At 64.4% G+C, this 261-nt stretch carries 1 protein-coding gene; it reads left to right on the plus strand.

Going from position 1 to position 261, the window contains the following annotated elements; all coding sequences use genetic code 11:
* Positions 1–261, plus strand: a 261-nt coding sequence (locus HU767_RS28640; RefSeq protein ID WP_202894664.1) for a VCBS domain-containing protein, incomplete at both ends; no start/stop codon positions are given.

The following is a 261-nucleotide window of genomic DNA, read 5'->3' on the forward strand; positions in this document are numbered from 1 at the left end:
TCACCCCCGGCACGTTCACCGGCACCTACGGCACCCTGGTGCTCAACGCCGACGGTTCCTACACCTACACCCTCAACACCGCCGACGCCGACTTCAAGGGTTTGCACGGCGGCGGCAATGGCAGCGAAACCTTCACCTACACCCTGACCGACGCCGACGGCGACACCAGTACCGCGAACCTGGTCTTGCAGGTCCACAACAACGACGACCCGGTGATCATCACCGGCCTCGACACCGAAGGCGGCGAGCTGTCATTGCAGG

Origin of the sequence: Pseudomonas sp. SWRI179 (assembly GCF_014268705.1) — a bacterium.
Lineage (GTDB): Bacteria > Pseudomonadota > Gammaproteobacteria > Pseudomonadales > Pseudomonadaceae > Aquipseudomonas > Aquipseudomonas zanjanensis.